We start from the raw sequence: 1,050 nt of genomic DNA, 5'->3' as shown, positions 1-1,050 counted from the left end.
CCGTTATTACATTCATAAAAAATCACGGGGTCGTCTGAAAAGCGGTTTTTCAGACGACCCCGTGTGCTAAACTTCGTTAAATACACACAAAACAGGCAAAGCAATATGTTTGCATTCAAATCACTGCTCGATATGCCGCGCAAAGAGGCGCTTGCCGTCGTTGCGGCGTTAATCGGAGCGATGGGTTACACCATCATTTCGCTGGGCTGGCTGCCCCATATGTCCATCATCGCCGCCATTACCGTCCTCATCCTCTACGGTCTCGCGCGCGGGTTGAAATATAACGACATGCAAAAAGGCATGGTCGGCGCGGTGGGGCAGGGCATGGGCGCGATTTACCTGTTTTTCTTCATCGGGCTGATGGTCAGCGCGCTGATGATGAGCGGCGCGATTCCGACGCTGATGTATTACGGTTTCGGGCTGATTTCCCCTACTTATTTCTATTTCTCCGCCTTTGCACTTTGTTCCGTCATCGGCGTGTCCATCGGCCGCAGTTTGACCACTTGCGCCACCGTCGGCGTTGCCTTTATGGGCATGGCGGCGGCGTTTCATGCCGATTTGGCGATGACGGCGGGTGCGATTGTTTCCGGCGCGTTCTTCGGCGACAAAATGTCCCCGCTCTCCGATACCACGGGCATTTCCGCCTCCATCGTCGGCATCGATTTGTTCGAGCACATCAAAAACATGATGTACACCACCATTCCCGCGTGGCTCATCAGTGCGGCATTGATGCTGTGGCTCTTGCCCAATGTTGCCGCCCACGATTTGAACAGCGTCGAATCCTTCCGCAGCCAGCTCGAAGCGACGGGCTTGGTGCACGGCTATTCGCTGATTCCGTTTGCGCTGTTGGTCGTGTTGGCGTTGTTGCGCATCAACGCCGTCGTCGCCATGCTCTTCACCATCCTCGCCGCGCTTGCGGTAACTTATTTCCACAGCACGCCCGACTTGAACCAGCTCGGCACATGGTTTTACGGCGGCTACAAACTCGAAGGCGAAGCGTTTCAAGACATCGCCAAACTCATTTCGCGCGGCGGTTTGGAAAGCATGTTC

1 protein-coding gene is annotated in these 1,050 nt (G+C 55.0%); it reads left to right on the top strand.

All coding sequences use genetic code 11. The annotated features are described in order from the left end of the window. Positions 1-105: 105 nt before the first annotated feature. Positions 106-1,050, top strand: a 945-nt coding sequence (locus tag ACTHUR_RS11825; protein ID WP_440398700.1) for a Na+/H+ antiporter NhaC family protein, incomplete at its 3' end; no start/stop codon positions are given.

The sequence above is a fragment of the Neisseria sp. P0021.S007 genome, assembly GCF_051956855.1.
Note: the sequence above shows the minus strand (reverse complement) of the source record. Positions and strands in the feature narration are given on the sequence as shown.